Annotated in this window: 19 protein-coding genes and 1 pseudogene; 8 read left to right on the top strand and 12 right to left on the bottom strand. The window is 62.0% G+C overall.

The genetic code is table 11. From position 1 onward, the window contains the following. Window positions 1-45: 45 nt before the first annotated feature. The 3 genes from ABIF91_RS45005 to ABIF91_RS44995 form a co-directional block, all read right to left on the bottom strand. Window positions 46-423, bottom strand: coding sequence for a hypothetical protein (locus tag ABIF91_RS45005; protein WP_018273921.1), 378 nt, complete (start codon window positions 421-423; stop codon window positions 46-48). Between the two features lie 9 nt (window positions 424-432). Then, the gene (locus ABIF91_RS45000; RefSeq protein WP_035697191.1) at window positions 433-2,634 is read right to left on the bottom strand and encodes an SF1B family DNA helicase RecD2; all 2,202 of its coding nucleotides are present in this window, start codon (window positions 2,632-2,634) and stop codon (window positions 433-435) included. Between the two features lie 165 nt (window positions 2,635-2,799). Next, window positions 2,800-3,003, bottom strand: a complete 204-nt coding sequence (locus ABIF91_RS44995) for a hypothetical protein (RefSeq protein ID WP_035697190.1) — start codon at window positions 3,001-3,003, stop codon at window positions 2,800-2,802. Between the two features lie 725 nt (window positions 3,004-3,728). Between ABIF91_RS44995 and ABIF91_RS44990 the strand changes: the two genes are divergently transcribed. Then, complete coding sequence (locus ABIF91_RS44990; RefSeq protein ID WP_424579909.1) at window positions 3,729-3,935, top strand: hypothetical protein; 207 nt, start codon at window positions 3,729-3,731, stop codon at window positions 3,933-3,935. A 533-nt stretch (window positions 3,936-4,468) separates the two neighbouring features. Beyond that, window positions 4,469-4,822, top strand: a complete 354-nt coding sequence (locus ABIF91_RS44985; RefSeq protein ID WP_028182292.1) for a hypothetical protein — start codon at window positions 4,469-4,471, stop codon at window positions 4,820-4,822. Between the two features lie 436 nt (window positions 4,823-5,258). Here ABIF91_RS44985 and scpB read toward each other — a convergent pair whose 3' ends face one another. Then, window positions 5,259-5,945: an SMC-Scp complex subunit ScpB gene (gene scpB, locus ABIF91_RS44980; RefSeq protein WP_028182291.1), complete on the bottom strand. Its 687-nt coding sequence runs from the start codon at window positions 5,943-5,945 to the stop codon at window positions 5,259-5,261. Window positions 5,946-5,962: 17 nt separating this feature from the next. Then, complete coding sequence (locus ABIF91_RS44975) at window positions 5,963-6,904, bottom strand: DUF1403 family protein (protein WP_028182290.1); 942 nt, start codon at window positions 6,902-6,904, stop codon at window positions 5,963-5,965. Between the two features lie 308 nt (window positions 6,905-7,212). Here ABIF91_RS44975 and ABIF91_RS44970 point away from each other — a divergent pair, with 308 nt between their 5' ends. The 5 genes from ABIF91_RS44970 to ABIF91_RS44950 all read left to right on the top strand — a co-directional run bounded on the left by ABIF91_RS44970 (window position 7,213) and on the right by ABIF91_RS44950 (window position 9,611). Continuing rightward, window positions 7,213-7,467: a type II toxin-antitoxin system Phd/YefM family antitoxin gene (locus tag ABIF91_RS44970; RefSeq protein ID WP_038381008.1), complete on the top strand. Its 255-nt coding sequence runs from the start codon at window positions 7,213-7,215 to the stop codon at window positions 7,465-7,467. Then, on the top strand, window positions 7,467-7,874 hold the full coding sequence (locus ABIF91_RS44965; protein ID WP_424579908.1) for a type II toxin-antitoxin system VapC family toxin: 408 nt from the start codon (window positions 7,467-7,469) through the stop codon (window positions 7,872-7,874). Before ABIF91_RS44970 ends, ABIF91_RS44965 begins: the two co-directional genes overlap by 1 nt. A gap of 110 nt (window positions 7,875-7,984) precedes the next feature. Then, window positions 7,985-8,239 (top strand): type II toxin-antitoxin system VapB family antitoxin, encoded by a 255-nt coding sequence (locus tag ABIF91_RS44960; RefSeq protein WP_028153009.1) that lies wholly within the window; start codon window positions 7,985-7,987, stop codon window positions 8,237-8,239. Then, window positions 8,239-8,625 (top strand): type II toxin-antitoxin system VapC family toxin, encoded by a 387-nt coding sequence (locus tag ABIF91_RS44955; protein WP_035696746.1) that lies wholly within the window; start codon window positions 8,239-8,241, stop codon window positions 8,623-8,625. Before ABIF91_RS44960 ends, ABIF91_RS44955 begins: the two co-directional genes overlap by 1 nt. Window positions 8,626-8,627: 2 nt before the next feature. Beyond that, entirely contained in the window at window positions 8,628-9,611 is a 984-nt protein-coding gene (locus tag ABIF91_RS44950) for an integrase (RefSeq protein WP_424579907.1), read from the top strand. Here ABIF91_RS44950 and istB read toward each other — a convergent pair. Next, the gene (gene istB / locus ABIF91_RS44945; RefSeq protein ID WP_038952109.1) at window positions 9,608-10,375 is read right to left on the bottom strand and encodes an IS21-like element IS1631 family helper ATPase IstB; all 768 of its coding nucleotides are present in this window, start codon (window positions 10,373-10,375) and stop codon (window positions 9,608-9,610) included. The two genes, ABIF91_RS44950 and istB, sit on opposite strands and share 4 nt — an antisense overlap. 4 nt (window positions 10,376-10,379) lie before the next feature. Beyond that, window positions 10,380-12,137 carry an IS21-like element IS1631 family transposase gene (gene istA / locus ABIF91_RS44940; protein ID WP_100214066.1) on the bottom strand — a complete coding sequence of 586 codons (1,758 nt, stop codon included), beginning with the start codon at window positions 12,135-12,137 and terminating at the stop codon, window positions 10,380-10,382. Window positions 12,138-12,249: 112 nt separating this feature from the next. Here istA and ABIF91_RS44935 point away from each other — a divergent pair. Then, window positions 12,250-12,417, top strand: a pseudogene (locus ABIF91_RS44935) (integrase); the annotation flags it as partial. 18 nt (window positions 12,418-12,435) lie between these two features. Here the strand turns inward: ABIF91_RS44935 and ABIF91_RS44930 are convergent. The 5 genes from ABIF91_RS44930 to repA form a co-directional block, all read right to left on the bottom strand. Then, the gene (locus ABIF91_RS44930; RefSeq protein WP_284282881.1) at window positions 12,436-12,591 is read right to left on the bottom strand and encodes a hypothetical protein; all 156 of its coding nucleotides are present in this window, start codon (window positions 12,589-12,591) and stop codon (window positions 12,436-12,438) included. Further along, window positions 12,588-13,052, bottom strand: a complete 465-nt coding sequence (locus ABIF91_RS44925; protein ID WP_284282882.1) for a hypothetical protein — start codon at window positions 13,050-13,052, stop codon at window positions 12,588-12,590. Before ABIF91_RS44925 ends, ABIF91_RS44930 begins: the two co-directional genes overlap by 4 nt. Before the next feature lie 79 nt (window positions 13,053-13,131). After that, window positions 13,132-14,457 carry a plasmid replication protein RepC gene (repC, locus tag ABIF91_RS44920; RefSeq protein ID WP_028181486.1) on the bottom strand — a complete coding sequence of 442 codons (1,326 nt, stop codon included), beginning with the start codon at window positions 14,455-14,457 and terminating at the stop codon, window positions 13,132-13,134. A gap of 281 nt (window positions 14,458-14,738) precedes the next feature. Beyond that, entirely contained in the window at window positions 14,739-15,767 is a 1,029-nt protein-coding gene (gene repB, locus ABIF91_RS44915; RefSeq protein WP_424579906.1) for a plasmid partitioning protein RepB, read from the bottom strand. Further along, window positions 15,764-16,978, bottom strand: a complete 1,215-nt coding sequence (repA, locus tag ABIF91_RS44910; protein ID WP_080660038.1) for a plasmid partitioning protein RepA — start codon at window positions 16,976-16,978, stop codon at window positions 15,764-15,766. The genes repB and repA overlap by 4 nt, the downstream gene beginning before the upstream one ends. Between the last annotated feature and the right edge of the window lie 371 nt (window positions 16,979-17,349).

The raw sequence follows: 17,349 nt of genomic DNA, 5'->3' as shown, positions 1-17,349 counted from the left end.
TGGGGGTGAGCCGCGCGCCACATCGAGATGTAATTCGCCATTCTGTCACGAAGTACCGAGCATGGGCGCGGTCAGCAACTCCTTGACCCGCATGAACTGCTGAACGCACTCCGCGACTGCGGCCGGACTCTCCGGCAGAAGATCATCCTCCTCCAAAACATCGACATTCCTTTCGTTTTGCGAACGCTCGATTTGCGCCAACTGTGCGCCGATCTCATCCGGCGCGAACATGCGTCTCACCTCGGAAACAAACCGCGGCAGTTCCCGCGCGAAGTCGGGATGTCTGGAGGCAGTACTGGTAAAACTCATCAACTTCTCACCGACAAGGTAGTCGAAGGCCGCCGTGAGCCCGAATCGCGCCTTGATCGTTTGAGCCGCTTCGCACTGTTCGATCCAAATCTTATGCGCTTTGCCCGCATTCATAGTCGGCCCTCATCTTGTCGGCATCGATGCTATTCTTGACGCCAGCCACTCGTTCAATTTCGACCACCTTCGCCGCCCCGAAACGTTGCGAACCGCGATGGCAACGGCTTTCTTCTGACCGACCAGCACGACCAGCTTCTTGCCCCGGGTGACGCCGGTATAGAGCAGGTTTCGTTGCAGCATGGTGTAGTGCTGCGTCATCACCGGGATCACTACGGCAGGGTATTCCGAACCCTGGCTCTTATGGATAGTTGCTGCGTAAGCCGGCACCAGCGTGTCGAGCTCGCCAAACTCATAAATGACCGAGCGGCCGTCGAAGCTTGCGGTGAGTTCGCTGTCTTCGGAACTGACATCGTCGATATAACCGATGTCACCGTTATAGACCTCCTTGTCGTAATCGTTTTCGATCTGCATCACTTTGTCGCCGGACGCGAACGTCCAACCGAAGCGTTCGACCTTGCGCTCGCCGGCGGGGTTCAGAGCCGCCTGCAGTTCAATGTTTAGCGAGCGCGCACCGACGCCGCCCCGGTTCATTGGACACAGAACCTGAATGTCCCGAATTGGGTCGAGGCCGAAGCGATTGGGGATCCGTGTCTTCACCAACTCGATGATACGCTGTACGGCGGTTTCTGGATCGCCCGCTTGCACGAAGTAGAAATCGCTATCCGTGCCGGGCAGGCTGAGATCGGGGATGGCCCCCTGATTGATGCGATGTGCGCTGATGATGATGCGGCTTTGCGCGGCCTGCCGGAACACCTCGGTGAGACGCACCACCGGCACAGCACCGGATGAGATGACGTCGGCCAGCACTTGGCCTGGCCCAACCGAAGGAAGCTGGTCGATGTCGCCGACGATCAAAAGGGCAGACTTGTCTGGCACGGCCTTGATGAGTGACTGCATCAGCATGACGTCTACCATTGAGGCTTCGTCGACAACAAGCAGGTCGCAGTCGAGCGGATTGTCTTCGCCGCGCTTGAAGCCGCCGCCCTTGGGGTCAACCTCCAGCAGCCGGTGGATCGTCCTAGCCTCAAAACCGGTCGCCTCGGTCATGCGCTTGGCGGCGCGGCCGGTCGGCGCGCATAGCAGGAGCCTCACGCCCTTTGCTGCGAGAATGCGGAGAATACCTTTGACGATGGTGGTCTTGCCGACACCAGGACCGCCGGTCATGACCAACGCTTTGGACATCAATGCGAGCCGGATCGCAGCGACCTGGCTTTCGGCAAGGGTAAGCCCGATCCGTTGCTCGACCCAAGGCAGTGCCTTGTCGGGATTGATCCATGGCCAGGGCAGTGTGCCATTCGCAAGCCGGATCAGTCGCTCGGCAATCGAACGCTCCGCCCGATGCAGGCCCGCCAGAAATACGCATGACGTTTCGCCTACGCTGTCCGCGATGACTGTGCCTGCTGTCCGTTCGAGATCAAGCGCAATGCGCACCAGTTCCACCGGGACCTCAAGCAGCTTCTCGGCAAGCGGCACCAGTTCATCCGTCGGCAAACCGCAGTGCCCTTCGTCCATCGCCTCGGTCAGCCCATAGGAGATCCCGGCCCGAACCCGGATCATTGCGGTCTTTTCGATGCCGAGTTTCATCGCGATTGCGTCGGCAGTCTTGAAGCCGATGCCGCGAATGTCACGCGCGAGGCGGTAGGGGTTCTCGGTCATGACCTGTACGGCGTCCGCACCATAGGTCTTATAGATGCGCACCGCCCGGGCTGTGCCGACGCCATTGCTGTGCAGGAAGACCATGATTTCGCGAACGATCTTCTGTTCAGCCCAGGCGGCCGTGATCCGGTTGGCCCGAACCGGGCCGATGCCCGTTACCTCGCGCAGGCGTTCGGGCTCCGCCTCGATGGTATCGAACACCTTCTCGCCGAAGGCGCGCACCAGCTTCTTGGCATAGACTGGCCCGATGCCGCGGATCATTCCGGAGCCGAGGTATTTCTCGATGCCATCGAGTGATGTCGGTTCCGAGGTCTTTAAGAACTTCGCCCTGTACTGTTGGCCATGGGTGCGGTCATTGACCCATTCGCCCGATGCGGTAATCCACTCGCCAGCGGAGATCACCGCGGCGTGCCCGACTACAGTGACCAGTTCGCGGTGGCCGCGCGCCTTGATCCGCAAAACGCAGTAGCCATTCCCGTCGTTGTGGTATGTGACGCGCTCAACAAGGCCAGCAAGAACTTCCCGACTTGATGGTTCCGGCTGCGGTTTCATGCGGATCGTCGCATCATCTGTTCCGTCGCTGAGAGCACCATTTGCGGACAGCTCTCTTCCCCGAACCCAATTTGCTCAGTTGGATCGTCGTTGGCAAGCCACCACGGCGGTCAACCCCCTTCGGAGCCCACCGGGTTGACATGCATAGCGCGACTGCATGGCCGATCAATGGGCGTCCGGCGATATGTGTCGGTAGCCGCCGAGCGGTGTAAGAATCGAACTGTAAAGGAGACCAGCCAGTCGTGATTTCGCTTTGCGGTTACCGCCGGCCGCGGCAACCTTGGTCTCGACCAGCAGCCGATCAATCGTGGCTGCGCTGACGCCGAGCACCAGTGCTCGATCGGCCTGGTCCGAGCTTGAGCCGGCCATGCCGCTCCAGCGAAGGCAGCAACGTCGGAATCATTACCCTGAGCCGCTTGCCGCAGATCCGATCCGAGGCCTCCCATAGCGCCACCAGTGTGAATCTGCGTGGGGTCCGGACGCCGATCGGCGTCCAAGTGCTTGATTGACTTCGCGCGTGCGGGGTCAATGTTCAGCGTCGATTCACAATCGCCCCCCGGGCAATTACGGGTGCCGCAACGAGCGCCTTGCAGTTGCGCTGCGGAAGAAGCAAAAGGAGACAATCTTAGCATCGGCTTTTTCAATGGCGTTACAAAAGCAAAAGATCACCAAAGACCAGCTTCATGAATTGATCCTAGAACGGTTTGGACTGACCAACTTCTTTCAGGTCAGCGAGGACAGGCAGCTCGGGTTTCGCACAACTGTGGTAGCGGCGCCGGAGGATCTCTGTGAGTTACATTCTCGGCTCGAACGTATTTGCAGTGAGTTGCGGCCAAGATTTGAGTTAGAGTAAGTCACGACCTCAGGCGGGATCTTCGAGGGGCTTTCGGCTGATTGGCGTTGGTCGAAGTATCTATATCTGGGCTCCGGTGTGTGTGTGTGTGTGCGTAAGTTCACAGAAGCATCGCAGACCGGGTGCTAGATATTCTTCGCGAATATTATTGCGGTCGTTCATATTGGTGACGGAGTTTACGGTGAATTACATGGCACCGATACAGGCTAGGTTCCTCGTACGAAGAGGAAGCGTCGACTGGATGGTTTATGATCGGGATCGCAAGGGGGCGGCCCAACTGAAGGATTACAGCTTGGCTGAGAAGCTGACGAAGGAACAAGGAAGCGTCGACTGGATGGTTTATGATCGGGATCGCAAGGGGGCGGCCCAACTGAAGGATTACAGCTTGGCTGAGAAGCTGACGAAGGAACAAGCCGAGCAGATTAAGCAGCGGCTGGAGACGGCTTGACCGACGTTTGCAACGACTACCGGTGCTCGCACAACGTCCAGATGGACGCGGCGAGATGGCCGGACGAGATGCGGCTATCCGGTCTCCAGCCGCGGTTCACTTGCACAGTCTGAGGCAAGCGCAGCTCAATCATTCGTTCGGTCGATGAGCCGCCAAGGATGGGCACGCGCGGCTGACGGGGGCTACCCTGCCCAAGTTTGGCCGACATGGCCCACATGCTGGTACGAGCCATCTAAGGGGCTATCCGTTGACCTTGGCGGTGTCGTCCGGCAACGTCGTCGCCAAGGCTCTCACGCGCACATTCGGTCAATCGGTGCGAAGTGGTGGCGGTCGGAGTGTGCAGGCTAGCTGAAGCATCATTCCAACGGGCCGCGCCAAACTCGCGAGCGTTTGTAATCTTACAAATGTCACAGCCGCTGGCTAGAAACGTATCGACTGATCAGCACGGGCTCTTTCAATTGGCCATATTGCGATGGCGGCGAGCGAAGAGCACGCTCGCGGAATCCGCGGCGGAGCATCGCAAAGGAGTACAGATGTTCAAGAGACAGGTGTCGGGCCGCAAGCTTAAGTGCGCAACCAAGCGACGTCGAGCGAAGCCGAAGCGGACAGCGCGTCGTCAACTTGACGGAGCGTTCAACTTTGCAACGCGCGTATTGTCGAATTTCGACCCGACCACGGGGGTCGAGGGTGAAATACGGGACCGCATGGTCAGGACGGCGGAAGGGCGCTTCTATTTGATAGAAGGTCCAGACATCAAGCCGGGTGCTCGTGAAGTCGTAACGCCTTATAGGCTCGAAGATGTCTTTGCGTGGTTGCAGGATTGTCCGGAGCAAATCGAGCGGACAGTGATCGTCGGCAACGCCAATTGCAATCTTTTAGAGCGCTGAGTTCTGCTTTGGGCGACAAAGGCGCGGGACGTCAGACGACGCCCTGCGCATTACCGAGTCCCCGAGGGTTTCGTCAGCTTTCCGAAGGCTTATCCGAACAACAAGCTGTTGCAATGAGAATCAATTACGATGACGCCCCCTCCGACGGGCAGAGTCCGGCCAGCAGCGCAATGCGCTGGCCGGCGCTGCTACGACTGCTTACGGCCGCTTTAGCTGCTCAAGGACCAGCCTCTTTCGCTGCTGACGAGAAAGCGAGTGAGCCAGTCAGGCGCCCCCGCGCGCGGCCCCAAGGGCAAACCCACCGGGAAAATATCTCGTCAATGCATGTAAGCAGCGCCGGCTCGCGTAGTTGCTGCGCATGAAGCGCAAGGAGATCACAGAAAACGAGGCGACTGCTCGTCGGTCAATGCATTGTCGAAAACTCCTCGGCAGCGATTCAAGTCACATGATCGTCTTCGTCTCGGTCCGCCTCGAGTTGGTCGGCCTCGTCCGACGCCAGCACAGGAAACTCCCCCGCCAGCATTTTGTCCTTGCTGAGCAGGCCAGCCTCCTCGAGCATCTCCATGTCCGGAAGATCGCGCAGCGTCTCCAGGCCGAAGTGCGACAGGAACGCCTTCGTCGTCACATAGGTGTAGGGCGCGCCGGGCTGGGGGCTACGCGGCCCGGCAGCGATGAACTCCAGTCCGCGCAGACGGGCGATGGTATCGCGGCTGACCTCTTTGCCGAAGAAGGATGACAATTCGGTGCGATTGATCGGCTGGTAGTAGGCGATGCAAGCAAGGATCAGCGCTTCGGTCTGCGACAACGCCTTGCCGTCGCCGGGAGCGCCGATCGCAGCCCGGATCGTTTCGGCGAAGTTTTTCCGGGTGCGGTGCTGCCAGCCGCCAGCGACGGCAACGAGCTCGTAGGGCCGGCCGCGCAGCTCATCACGGATGTCGTCGATCAGAAGGTCAATGCTGCAGTCGCGGCCGACGACGCGCGCCAGAACCTCGCGCGTCACCGGCGCGGGCGAGGCGAAGATCACCGCCTCGACGCGGCCCATCCATTCGCGCCAGCGCAGCTCCGGCGGCAGCTCGGCCAGCTCGATGTCGAGATCCTCTTTTGGCCGCGCGCGCCGCCCCAAATCACCCTCCCAAAATGTCAGAGCCCATACAGTCGGAAGGTGGGGCGGCCGGTCAGCTCGCGCACCGCGCCGAGCGAGACCAGCCGCTCGAATAGCCGCCGTGTGCTGCGGTCACTCGCGGTCCTGCCGGCGCCGGCCGCCTGGGCGTCCTCCATCAGCAGGATCGCCACCATCATGTCGGCATCCTTGGCCCGCAACTTCGGCGCGGAGGCAAGTAGCCGATGGGCGCGCCGCACGAGGTCGGCGTAGAGATCGACGGCAGCAGCAGCGGCGCGCGCATAGGCCAGCGCGCAAGTCCTCGCCCAGGTCTCGTCGGGGCCGCCGGCCTTGCCGGCCGCGCGCAGCTCGGCGCGGCGCAGCTGGCCGGCGAGCAGCGGCACCGCCATCGGCCATTTCAAGCGATGGGCGAGCACAATGTCTGCGAGCCACAAGGCGAGCGGTTCGCTGTCGGGGACGACGCGCAGGCTTATCGCCGCGATCTCGGCAGCGGCCGCGACGGCGCTTCTCTGTCCTGCCGCCAATTTCGCCGCGGCGGTGACGACGTCCTCAAGCGCTTCATTGAAGCGCAGCTCGAACAGCGAGGACAAGGTAAGCATCCAGTCCGTCGGCGCCATGGCGGCCTGCTCGCCGAGATACCGCCAGGCCTTGAGGATGCATCCGCCCGGCCCCGGGTCGTCGGTCTCGCGGCGCAGATACCAGGCGTCACGCAACGCCGCTTCGTCCTCGGTGCGGCCACCCTGGCGAGCGAGGACGGCGGCGTTGGCGAGCGCCAGGCGTTGGCGCCAGAGCTGACCGAGGGGATGCTCGCTGCGGGCGATCGGGTGGACCGCAGCAAGCGCGCCGCCGGCAAAAAACATCGCATCGTCAACCGGTTGGGCGGACGAGCCCTGCCGCGCCCAGCTAGGCACAGGCGGGACGGTCGGCGGGGGCTCGGGGATGATTCGCGCGCGAGAGAGCATGGCTAAGGGTAACAAATGACGGCGCTTGTGACCATTTATTTCGATAAAACCGCCGTGCCTGTCGGCGGATAACAACGACCGATAATGTTGCATTATCGGTCGTTTTCTTCATTATAGAGGGCACGCCCGTTTTTCAACGCCGAGATCCCGGCAAATCGCGCTTCGGAAGCCCCCGCGCCGCCTGAGAGCCGGCGGCCGACGTGAATCTTTCCGCGGTCGAGGCGTCGGCACCCGAGGCGGCCCATCCTTGACCGCGACGAGGACGCCATTTAGAACACAGCTAGCCTGTCTAGCTAGGAACGCACAAAATGGAATGGCCGCTGCAGGACGCCAAGAACCAGTTTTCCAAGGTGGTGCAGAAGGCCCGCCTGGAAGGCCCGCAGGTCGTCACCCTGCGCGGGATGCGCGCCGCGGTGGTGCTGTCGGCCGCCGATTACGATGCATTACGGTCCGGCCGGCCGACCCTGGTCGACGACTTGCTGGCCGGGCCAAGCTGGGATGACGACCTGGCCGAGGCGGTCACGCGGCGCGCCAAGACCCCCAGCCGTGACGTGGCCTTCTGATGTATCTCGTTGATACCAATGTTGTTTCCGAGGCGCGGCGCGGCTCTCCGCAGGCAACCGGCTGGCTGCGCTCGGTGGATCCGGCCAGCGTCTACCTGAGCACCCTCACCCTCGGCGAGATCATGCGCGGCATCGCGCTGAAGCAGAAGTCGGACCCGAAGGTGGCCGGCCACCTTGCCGAATGGTTGCGCAAGTTGCGCCACGGCCACGCCAACCGCATCCTGGCGGTGACCGACCAGATCTCCGTCGAGTGGGGTCGCATCGCCGCGATCCGGCCGTGTGGCGATATCGACGGGCTGATCGCCGCAACCGCGATCGTCCACGACCTCATCCTCGTCACCCGCAATGTGGGGGATTTCGACGATACGGGCGCAACGGTGATCAATCCCTGGGAGGCGTCGACATGAGCCGCAGTCCAGCAACCGGATGTGGCGAAGCCTGTCCAAAGGTGCTGGGCAATCGCATCGCCGTCCTATATAGGTAGAATATTGACAAACAGGAACCAAGGAACGCCAAGATGGCGCTGAGCATCAAGGATCCCGAAACCGAAAAACTCGCGCGCACGCTAGCCGAGCGGACAGGGGAAACCATCACCGTCGCGACCCGACGGGCGATCGAGGATAGGTTGCGACGGATCGGGGCCGACGCGACCAAGGCCGCGCTGATTGAGGATATGGAAGCCATTCGGCGCCGCCTCGCTGCCCTCCCGGTCCTCGATCCACGCAGCATGGATGACATCCTCGGGTACGACGAAAACGGCTTGCCGGTCTGATGGTGATCGACTCATCCGCCATTCTGGCGATTTTTTTGAATGAACCGGAAGCCAGCGAATTCGAGCATCGCATTGCGGCCGATCCTGTCCGGTTGATTTCGGCGGCGACGGTGTTGGAAACCGGAATAGGGATCGAGTCAAAGTTGGGCGACGGCGGCGGCGCCGAGCTTGATCTCTGGCTACACAAGGTTGGTGTCGAGATTGTTCCGGTCACGGCCGGGCATGCGGATCAGGCACGGCGGGCGTGGCGGCGGTATGGGAAAGGCCGGCATCCCGCCAAACTGAACTTTGGCGATTGCTTTTCTTACGCTCTCGCCGCCCTCACCGGAGAACCTCTGCTGTTCAAGGGCAGCGATTTCTCGCAGACCGACATCAAGGCGGCCTGACCATGAACATTATCTCTCCTGGCAGCGAAAGCCTTCCCGTCACGTCGGAGGCCGTGCAAGAGACGGGCGAAGCCCCCTCCCCTACCCTGCCCGCTCACCTGGAACGGCTCGCCGATCGTGCCCGCGACTATGTCGAGGCGGCGAGCTCGGCCAACACGCGCCGGGCCTACACCTCCGACTGGAAGCACTTTTCCGGATGGTGCCGGCGCCAGGGCCTCGAGGTGCTTCCGCCCTCCCCGCAGACGGTCGGGCTTTACATCACCGCCTGCGCCTCAGGCGCCGCAACGGCCGATCGCCAGGCGAATTCGGTCGCGACGATCGAGCGCCGGCTCTCGGCCCTGACCTGGAACTATGCGCAGCGCGGAATGCCTCTCGATCGCACCGATCGGCATATCGCGACCGTCCTCGCCGGCATCCGCAACACCCATGGCGCCCCGCCCCGGCAGAAGGAAGCGGTGCTGCCGGAGGATGTCATCGCCATGCTCGAGACGCTCAATCGCAGCACCCTGCGCGGCCTCCGAGACCGCGCGATGCTGCTGCTCGGCTTTGCGGGTGGCCTGCGCCGCTCCGAGATCGTCGGGCTCGACGTCCATCGCGATGACACCGAGGACGGCCAAGGCTGGGTCGAGCTCCTCGACAAGGGCATGATCGTCACCCTGCGCGGCAAAACCGGCTGGCGCGAGATCGAGATCGGCCGGGGCTCGTCCGACGCGACCTGCCCACTCGTTGCCTTGCAGATCTGGCTGAAGCTCGCGCGGATCGGCCATGGACCGATTTTCCGCCGGGTGACCGGCCAGGGCAAAGACGTCGGTCCGGATCGCCTGAACGATCAACAGGTCGCCCGGCTGGTCAAACGCGCCGCGCTAGCCGCCGGGGTGCGAGCAGATCTGACCGAAGGCGAACGGGTCCCCGCGGGTCACTTCAAATTCCTCCGGGTGTGGTCAGTCAAATTCCTCCACCCGCGAGGCAGGACAAGGGACTGTTAGTTTGAGTTTGTTTCCCGGGCAAGAGCTTCAGCGGCTTCTTTGAGCCGATAGCTGCGTCCGTCGAACTCAAGCAGATGGCAATGATGCATAAGGCGATCGAGGATCGTCGTGCTCATAGTGTTGTCCCCAAGGTATGCCCCCCAATCCTGCACGACGCGATTGGAGGTGACGATGACGCTGCGGCGCAGTTTGTAACGCTGATGGATCAGGGTCTGCAGCAAAGTGCCGGCGTCGTCGGGGATGGCGCGTGCGAGGAATAGATCGTCCAGCACGAGGAGATCGCAGTCGATGATGGTTCGCAGCCGGACCTCGCGTTGTGCCGGAGAGTTCAGGGCGTAGCGGTGGAAGAAGTCGTCGGTCTCAAGATACTGGACCTTGTGGCTTTGCAGGATCGCCTGATAGGCAATCGCCTTGGCGATGTGCGACTTCCCGGTGCCAGGTTTGCCAACAAGCAGAGCGTTCTCGCCAGCGGCAATGAACGCCAGGGTGTGGAGCTGGAAGCAGGTCTGACGTGGCAGTTTGGGATTGAAGGACCAGTCGAACTCGGCGAGCGTCAGCTTTTCGTCGAGCCCGGATTGCTGGTATCGCCGCTCGATAAGACGGGACTGACGACGGTCCAGTTCATCCTGCAGGATAAGGGAGAAGGTCTCGAGGAAGGGCTGGTTGGCGCCCTGCGCCTGGAGCACGCGCGTCTGCAGCGTGTCGCGGACACCCGACAGGCGCAGCTGTCGTAGGCAACGCTCAATTTCCGGCATGGTCATCATGTGGCTAGGTCTCCAGTTTAAGGTGAGAAGGTGCAGCGGGAGCGCTCGTGGCGCCGGAGTTGGCCGGGGTTGCGCAGGCGACACGAGCGCGGATTGCCGTGGCGTGATCGTCGTGAGCCTCGGCCTGCCGACCATTGTCGTCGGCGTCGCGCCGCACAGCGCGGCTGAAGAGGTCGCCGTATTCCGCGGGGGTACGGATCAGCGGATGATCCTGGGTGAGCGGCGATGCCGGCTGTGGCGTCACTCCAACCTGCTCGATCGCCTGTTCGAACAACCGCTCGACGGTCGCACGCACGTGCTTGTAGCGGTAGATGCGGTTGTCGATGGCGTGCGCGCAGGCCTGCTCGACCAGCCGCGCCGGATACTTCCGGCCCAGCCCGACAATGCCCCACATCGCGCGCTGTCCGGGGCGCCCTTCGGTGTCGAACACCTGCTGGCACAAGGCCCTGGTCTGCGGTCCGATGCGCTCGGCGCTCGCCAGCAGCACGGCGGTTTGCCGCGACGGGTTGAACGGCCGTTCGCTGGTCGGCAGGACGACAGAACCGGGGTGCGCCATCCGGGAATGAACACGCAGCAGCGCACGGGTGTGGCGATCACGGATCTCGATCGTGGTGGTGTAGATGCGCACGACGACCTGGCTGCCGATCGGCGCGGGCCGCGCGGCGTAATAGCTGTTGTCGACGCGTACGGTGGTGTCGTCGCAGACAGTCCGGACGACTTCGGTGAAGATGCGGAAGGGAGCGACAGGCAGCGGCCGCAGGTGCGGCTTCTCTTCCTGGAACATCGCCTCGACCTGACGGCGCGTGCTGCCGTGGATGCGTTTGGAAGCCCAGTTCTCCTCCCAGTGCCTCAAGAACTCGTTTTGCGCCTCCAGCGTCTCGAAGCGCCGTCCGGCCAGCGCAGTGCCCTGGGTATGTTGAATCGCATTCTCGACGCATCCTTTCCGATTTGGATCGGCCACGCGCGCGGGATCGGCGACCACGGCGTAATGAGCCAGCATCGCGCTGTAAATCGGGTTGAGCTGGGGCTCGTACAAATCCGGCTTGAGGACGCCTTCCTTCAGGTTGTCGAGCACGACATAGCTGGGGACCCCGCCAAAATACCGGAACGCCTCTTCGTGGAGCTGCGCCCAGACTTGTTGGCTGGACTTCCAGACTACCCGCCGGAAGCTGCGCCGCGAGTAGCGTAGCGTCATCACGAACAGGCGGGGACGACGGTACCGCCCGCTCTTCGGATCAACCGTCGGCGCGCCCTCGCCATAGTCGACCTGAGCTTCCTCGCCGGGGAGGAACTCAAGACGATCAAACTGCTCAGGATCAGCGTGCCGCAACCGGCGCACAAACCGCTTGACACTCTGGTAGCTGGACGGAAAGCCAAATTGATCAACCAGGTCCTGGTAAATCGCCTGCGCGTTCCGCTTCAGCCGGACCTGTTCTTCGATCCACGTCCGATGCGCTTCGCAAGCCGAACGGGCCAGGCTGCTGGTGACCGTCGCTTCCGATGTCCCAAAAGCCGGTGGTCGGGGTGGAGGAATTTGGCCGTCCGCGCTCACCGAGCCGGTGGTCACTTCCCCGGGGGAATTTGCCTCCGCACCGGCCCGCAGCGCCTGATAACGCCGGATCGTCTTGCGATCGACACCCGTCAGCCGGTGAATCTCGCGCTGGCTGGTGTTGCGATCAAGTAATGTAAGTACGGTGCTTTGCAGATGTCGCTTCAAGACGTTCAACTCCCCGGCCCCTTGCTGGCTAAAGGGGTCGAACATAAACGTCCTGCCTGACCGGCTACTGCTGTTCAGCGGCGCTGACGGCGATCATCAGGTGGGGGAGTTTCAAGTGACCATACCCGGGGGATTTTGACCGACCCACGGGGGGGTCGAGAAATTCGCCGGACATTCGCTGCGCGCCGGCCTCGCCTCCTCGGCCGAAGTCGACGAGCGTTATGTCCAGAAACAGCTCGGCCACGCCAGCGCGGAGCAGACCCGGCGCTATCAGCGGCGTCGCGACCGCTTCCGGGTCAATCTCACCAAGGCCGCCGGTCTCTGACGCCGCGCCCCTCTCCGCTTACGAATTCAGGCTTGGTCGACGCGCCAACTCAGGTGAAGCGCGCACCTTGTTCATCACCTCGCCCATCGCCATTCGGAGCTCGTCCTGGGCATCATTCAATTCCACGTGGCCGGTATAGGCCGCGAGTGCCGCGAATTTCAGTGCGGCTATCATCGCAGCTTCGCTGCCCAGCTCGCGTGAGACCTGCTTAGCCGGATGCTTCTCCAGCACGGAAAGACAGACTGGGTGATCGTCTGTCCGATCTCGCCGATCAGATCGTCGAACACGGCAAGCTCAAGATCATCCTCGGAGCGGCTCGGCCGCGGCACAGGCGGGGTGTTTCGCACGGCAAGCGTCACTTCGCCCACCACCTCATCCACCAGGCCAATGATCTCCCCGGCGCGCACGTCGAGCTCGTCCCATGGGATACACCGTGTCCCGAGGCCTTCCTGAGCCCGATGCTCCGCTGGGGACCGCGCCGCTATCCGGGCGTTAATCGTGAGACCCGAGCAATCAGCGCCAGAGATCGTCATGATCCGCAACCGCGCCGGGCGGTCGCTGAGGCTACGCAGCTCCTCGGCCCGTTCGAGGGCGGATGCGATTGCGCCGCCGACTGATGTCGTGTCTCTGGTCAAATCACCCTCCCCGATCTCTGCCCGAAAACCGTAGCCGAGTCGTCTCCGACGACGGAGTCCTTCCTGGCGCCGTTTCGGGTCATTTCGGCCTCTTGGCAATTGAGGCGCGTAATTCGGCGCTGGCTTGGTAGGCGCCAGTTTGCGCGGGTTTGCCCGGCTCGAACCCGGCGGAATCGCCCGCGGGCGGCGGGGTTGGCTTCGACCCATCCAGCTTGGCGCGCAGCAAGGCCATGATCATCGGCCAGACGGAGAATTTCCCGCCCTTGGCCCGGTCGGTCAGGCTTCGCAGATAGCCGCCGGCGCTGTTGATCTGGTCCGCTTTCTGGTAGATCGCGGCCAGCGTAATCGCAGCCTGTTGGTCACCCAGCACCTCCCTAGCCTCACACCAGGCGCTGGGGCTGATCCCCAGCATCGGCCGGGCAAGCTCCGCCGCAGCCATCAAATCCTTCCAGTGCCGGATTTCGCTGCCCTTGCTCAGCCAAAGCATGTTGGGGCAGGCATCCAGCACAATTCCTAAGGGGAGCTCACGCTTCGGCAAGCTCCGCAGGTTGTGGTTAGCCACGGCGTTGCCGCCCGCTTCATCGTTCTTCGGGAGGCCTCCTTCAGATTCAGGTGAAAGATCTGCGTTTGAATTCTGTATGTGGCAACCAGAATGGGACTCATTGCCGTCCGGATTCTGTGTTTTCGCGAACATTTCCAGCAGCTCACGGACCTCACGCCAGAGCTTTTCCATCTCGCCGCCGAGGCTTTCCAAAAGTTGCCGAGGGGCAGTCCGCGGAATCCGCCCTGCGATCTCCTGGTAGACCTGCTGAAACCGCTTCCAATTTCCCGGGACGCCCTCGTCAAGCCCGGCTTCGATCATCTTCACGATGTCCCGACGCAGGATGGTGAGCCGCTCCTTGGCAACGCGGAAGGCCTTCTTCTCGGCCTGCACGGCGCTGGCGAGCGTCTTGTACTCCTCGGCGCGGGCCACAATCGGAGCCAAGTCAAAGCCGTAAGCTTGCTCGATCTCTCCGCCGTGCCCCTTGCGTGCGTAGCGTTTGCCGTTGGGGCTATCCCTGCGAATGATCAGGCCGCAGTCGACCAGGACGGCGAGATGCCGGCGCAGCGTCGTCGGCGGCATCCCGTTGGCCCGCGCCATCAGCTGCTCATTCGAGGGCCAGACGATCAGCTCGCCGTCGGGCTCCAGCGCAGTCTCGGGATGGAATGACAACAGCGCGTGCAGGATTGTCAGCGCACGGTCGGTGGCGCCGAGAACCTGGCGCGCCTCCTTGATGTGCTGAAAGACGTGCCATTTGTGAACAATGGCCGTCGCTGGCTTTGCCTTCGCGGCCAGCTGGCTTGAAATCATGCCAAGCGTCATCGGCCGCCGCCCAAAGGGCGTCGTTGATAGGGGGTGCGTCATGGTTTTGTCTTTCAGCCTTTAGGCAAAGCGAAAGCGCTCACCAAAACGGTGTCCAATGCCTCGAGAAGAGGCTCTTGACTGTGATTCGCGGAAGTGAGATTCTCGTTGTCGCCAAACATACGAGAGAAGGGCTTCCGGGACACTGTTTCGGGGGCCTTTCTTTTTACCGCATGCTACCTCTGTGTTTGTTGCGCCATCTTCCGGCTTCGGCCGAGACCTCCGCCCTTCCCGCCGCCCAACCAAACCTTGTCAGATGACAAGGTTTGGACCGGACGACGAAATCACTCACTGCCCTCCCGGGCAAAAAACCTTTCCACCAGTCCCGGCAGCTCTTCCTCCAGGAAGGCACCAAACCCGGTCGCGTGCTCCTCAGCGACCGTGAATTTGATGTCCCCCTTTGCGAAGGTCGCCTTCCCCAAGACTTTCCCGGCAGAGCTCCGAAGCTCGAGCTCGCTTTGCGAGCGCGCTGACGGCTGCTTTACAGCGGCAAAGACGAGCTTGAATCGATCGTCGGAGGTCAGTTCCGAAACCTTGTCACCTGACAAGGTTTTTCGCACCCGATCCAGCGCCGCCGAATCTTCTCCGATGGCGGCCGCCAACGTGACCCAACGGGGCCGCCCGGCCTTCGGCGCCCGGCCAATCGCCTCGATCACCTCGACGGGCACAGCCCGGCAGACCGCTCTGAGGCGAGCAAGCTCTGGATCATCGACCGAAAGAGCGGCTCGGATGTCGCGAGCTTTGATGCCGGCCTGATCCATACGCCACGCGAATAGCGCGCGCTCGATCCAGCTCAGATCTTGACGCGCCGCGTTCTCGATACCCTGCGCGACGACAAGCTCGCTGTCCGACAGCGCGACAACTGTGGCTTTGACCTTGATGCCGAGATCCAAAGCCGCACGCCAACGCCGATGCCCGTAGACGACCTGGTACCGCCCACTGACGGTCGGATGACGACGGACCTGGATCGGCACCTTCTGGCCTTCATCAGCAATGAGCTTCTTGAGTGCCTCGAAATCGACCTGACTGTCGTCGGGCAGACGATCCGGGAAAGGCGATGGATCGATAGAGGAGGGATCGAGCTCCGAGCCGCCGCCGGCGTCGACCAGCGCCTGGAGACGGTCACGCTCGCCTCGCAGTTCTGCCAACGAACGCTGCGTGGCTCCGATCACCCCGGCTCCGACACGGGCTGGGATTTGGTTCGGCGCATCCGCGCCTACGGGCGGGGAGGAGCTGTCAGGCGACGTTTCGGGCTTCGCGAACGAACCGAAGTTGGCGAGGATCGATCGACCTGAAGGACGCTTGTTGGTCATGCGCGCCCCCAAGCTTGAAGGACCAGCGCAAGAACTTGGTCGTTGACCGCGTCAATGGATTCCCGCGCTCGCTTCGTAGTCGCGGCCGAGATGTTGCCCGGCTCCAGCTCATAGAGCGTGCGCTTCGCCAGACCAGCGGTCTCGATGGCCGCGCTCGCGATGGCGGTCGCCGTCAGCACGTCTTCAGTGAACAAGTGTCGGAGCATGGTCACGACCCGGACCTGAGACTGGTCAAACGGGTCGTGCCGCGTGACGACGTAGCGAAGGAAGTCCTGCTTCATCGTTGCGCCGGCATCGCGGATGACCGATATGAGATCACCCATCATCAGCAAGAACTGGCTCATCGACATAACGTCGAGCATCGCAGGGTGGACTGTCACGAGAAGCCCGGTTGCCGCATAGATGGCGCCCAGCGTCAAGAAACCGAGCGAAGGCGGCGTGTCCAGAATGACCACATCGTAAGCGTCTTCTACGTCCGTCAATGCGAGACGCAACCGCTCGAAAAAGATGCTCTCAGCGTCCGCCTGTCCTTTCGACAAGTAGCGCGGCGTCTCGTGCTCGTACTCCATGACCTCGATGTTTCCGGGAATGAGGTCGATGCCAGTGAAATAGGTCGGCCGGATGATGTCTGCGATAGAGCGACGCTCATCGTCGTAGCGCAGGGCCGCATAGATCGTCTCGTTGTGTTGGACATCAATTTCCGGCTGGGCGCCGAACATGGCCGACAACGACGCTTGGGGATCGAGGTCGATCGCCAGGACACGATAGCCTTGGAGGGCCAAGTAGTGGGCAAGGTGCGCGCAGGTTGTCGTTTTCGCGCTGCCGCCCTTGAAATTCGCGACCGCCAAAACCTGCAGATGCTCGCCCGACCGACGATGAGGCTTGAACCTCAAAGCATCTGCCGGACGCTGCGCAGCGAACAGTTCCCGAAGCTCATTGATCTGGGCAAGCGTGTATGCGCGATGATTGTTCTCCAGACGGGCAGGGAGGGGACCCTTGCCTTCGTTTGACATCAACTTGAGAGTCGATTCTGGAATTGAGGTCAGCTTTGAGACCTCATGGGTCATGAAATACCGTAGGCTTTTCTGAGCGTCCGGAGGATACATCTGCTGGCGCCTGGCCTGCAGATGCTCAGAAAGCATTCCCGCGTGCCGGATAATCTTGTCGGCGGGATCTTCAATTTGGATCCTGGTCTGGGCCTGCGCAGTCATGCCGATTCATTCCTTCGTTGTCGGCCAGTAGGCGGTTTGTCGCCCTTTGCCCGCTAAAGCTAGGTCACGATTCTCGGCTTTCGTCCAGTCCTTTAAGGTTAACAGATACTTAACGGCACCTTCGCATCGTGCTTATCGAGCCGCTGATTCGTAGGAATTTGCTCAATCTTATCGTAGACTTATCTTGCGCGTCGAAAACGCCACGGTGACGCTTCGTCCCCCGTTAATCTTACAGTCCGAGCCTACCCTTGGCCGCCGGATTTCGATCACTGACAGACGCAGACACGACGCCTGCGACGCGGCTCACGCGAATCGGAGCTCGCCGGGGCCCCGTTAATTCAACAGAGCGTACGAGCTGCCGCGCCATGCTG

Source organism: Bradyrhizobium sp. USDA 241 (genome assembly GCF_049739505.1).
Taxonomy (GTDB): domain Bacteria; phylum Pseudomonadota; class Alphaproteobacteria; order Rhizobiales; family Xanthobacteraceae; genus Bradyrhizobium; species Bradyrhizobium liaoningense.
This window is presented reverse-complemented; position numbering and strand designations above follow the sequence as displayed.

Excerpts from the sequence above, each read along its gene's own strand:
- ABIF91_RS45005 (WP_018273921.1), bottom strand. The coding sequence starts at position 423 with ATGAATGCGGGCAAAGCGCATAAGATTTGGATCGAACAGTGCGAAGCG.
- ABIF91_RS44965 (WP_424579908.1), top strand. The coding sequence starts at position 7,467 with ATGTATCTCGTTGATACCAATGTTGTTTCCGAGGCGCGGCGCGGCTCT.
- ABIF91_RS44975 (WP_028182290.1), bottom strand. The coding sequence starts at position 6,904 with ATGCTCTCTCGCGCGCGAATCATCCCCGAGCCCCCGCCGACCGTCCCG.
- istA (WP_100214066.1), bottom strand. The coding sequence starts at position 12,137 with ATGTTCGACCCCTTTAGCCAGCAAGGGGCCGGGGAGTTGAACGTCTTG.
- ABIF91_RS45000 (WP_035697191.1), bottom strand. The coding sequence starts at position 2,634 with ATGAAACCGCAGCCGGAACCATCAAGTCGGGAAGTTCTTGCTGGCCTT.
- ABIF91_RS44995 (WP_035697190.1), bottom strand. The coding sequence starts at position 3,003 with ATGGCCGGCTCAAGCTCGGACCAGGCCGATCGAGCACTGGTGCTCGGC.
- repB (WP_424579906.1), bottom strand. The coding sequence starts at position 15,767 with ATGACCAACAAGCGTCCTTCAGGTCGATCGATCCTCGCCAACTTCGGT.
- istB (WP_038952109.1), bottom strand. The coding sequence starts at position 10,375 with ATGATGACCATGCCGGAAATTGAGCGTTGCCTACGACAGCTGCGCCTG.
- ABIF91_RS44950 (WP_424579907.1), top strand. The coding sequence starts at position 8,628 with ATGAACATTATCTCTCCTGGCAGCGAAAGCCTTCCCGTCACGTCGGAG.
- ABIF91_RS44960 (WP_028153009.1), top strand. The coding sequence starts at position 7,985 with ATGGCGCTGAGCATCAAGGATCCCGAAACCGAAAAACTCGCGCGCACG.
- ABIF91_RS44955 (WP_035696746.1), top strand. The coding sequence starts at position 8,239 with ATGGTGATCGACTCATCCGCCATTCTGGCGATTTTTTTGAATGAACCG.
- repA (WP_080660038.1), bottom strand. The coding sequence starts at position 16,978 with ATGACTGCGCAGGCCCAGACCAGGATCCAAATTGAAGATCCCGCCGAC.
- ABIF91_RS44970 (WP_038381008.1), top strand. The coding sequence starts at position 7,213 with ATGGAATGGCCGCTGCAGGACGCCAAGAACCAGTTTTCCAAGGTGGTG.
- ABIF91_RS44930 (WP_284282881.1), bottom strand. The coding sequence starts at position 12,591 with ATGATAGCCGCACTGAAATTCGCGGCACTCGCGGCCTATACCGGCCAC.
- ABIF91_RS44985 (WP_028182292.1), top strand. The coding sequence starts at position 4,469 with ATGTTCAAGAGACAGGTGTCGGGCCGCAAGCTTAAGTGCGCAACCAAG.
- ABIF91_RS44990 (WP_424579909.1), top strand. The coding sequence starts at position 3,729 with ATGGTTTATGATCGGGATCGCAAGGGGGCGGCCCAACTGAAGGATTAC.
- repC (WP_028181486.1), bottom strand. The coding sequence starts at position 14,457 with ATGACGCACCCCCTATCAACGACGCCCTTTGGGCGGCGGCCGATGACG.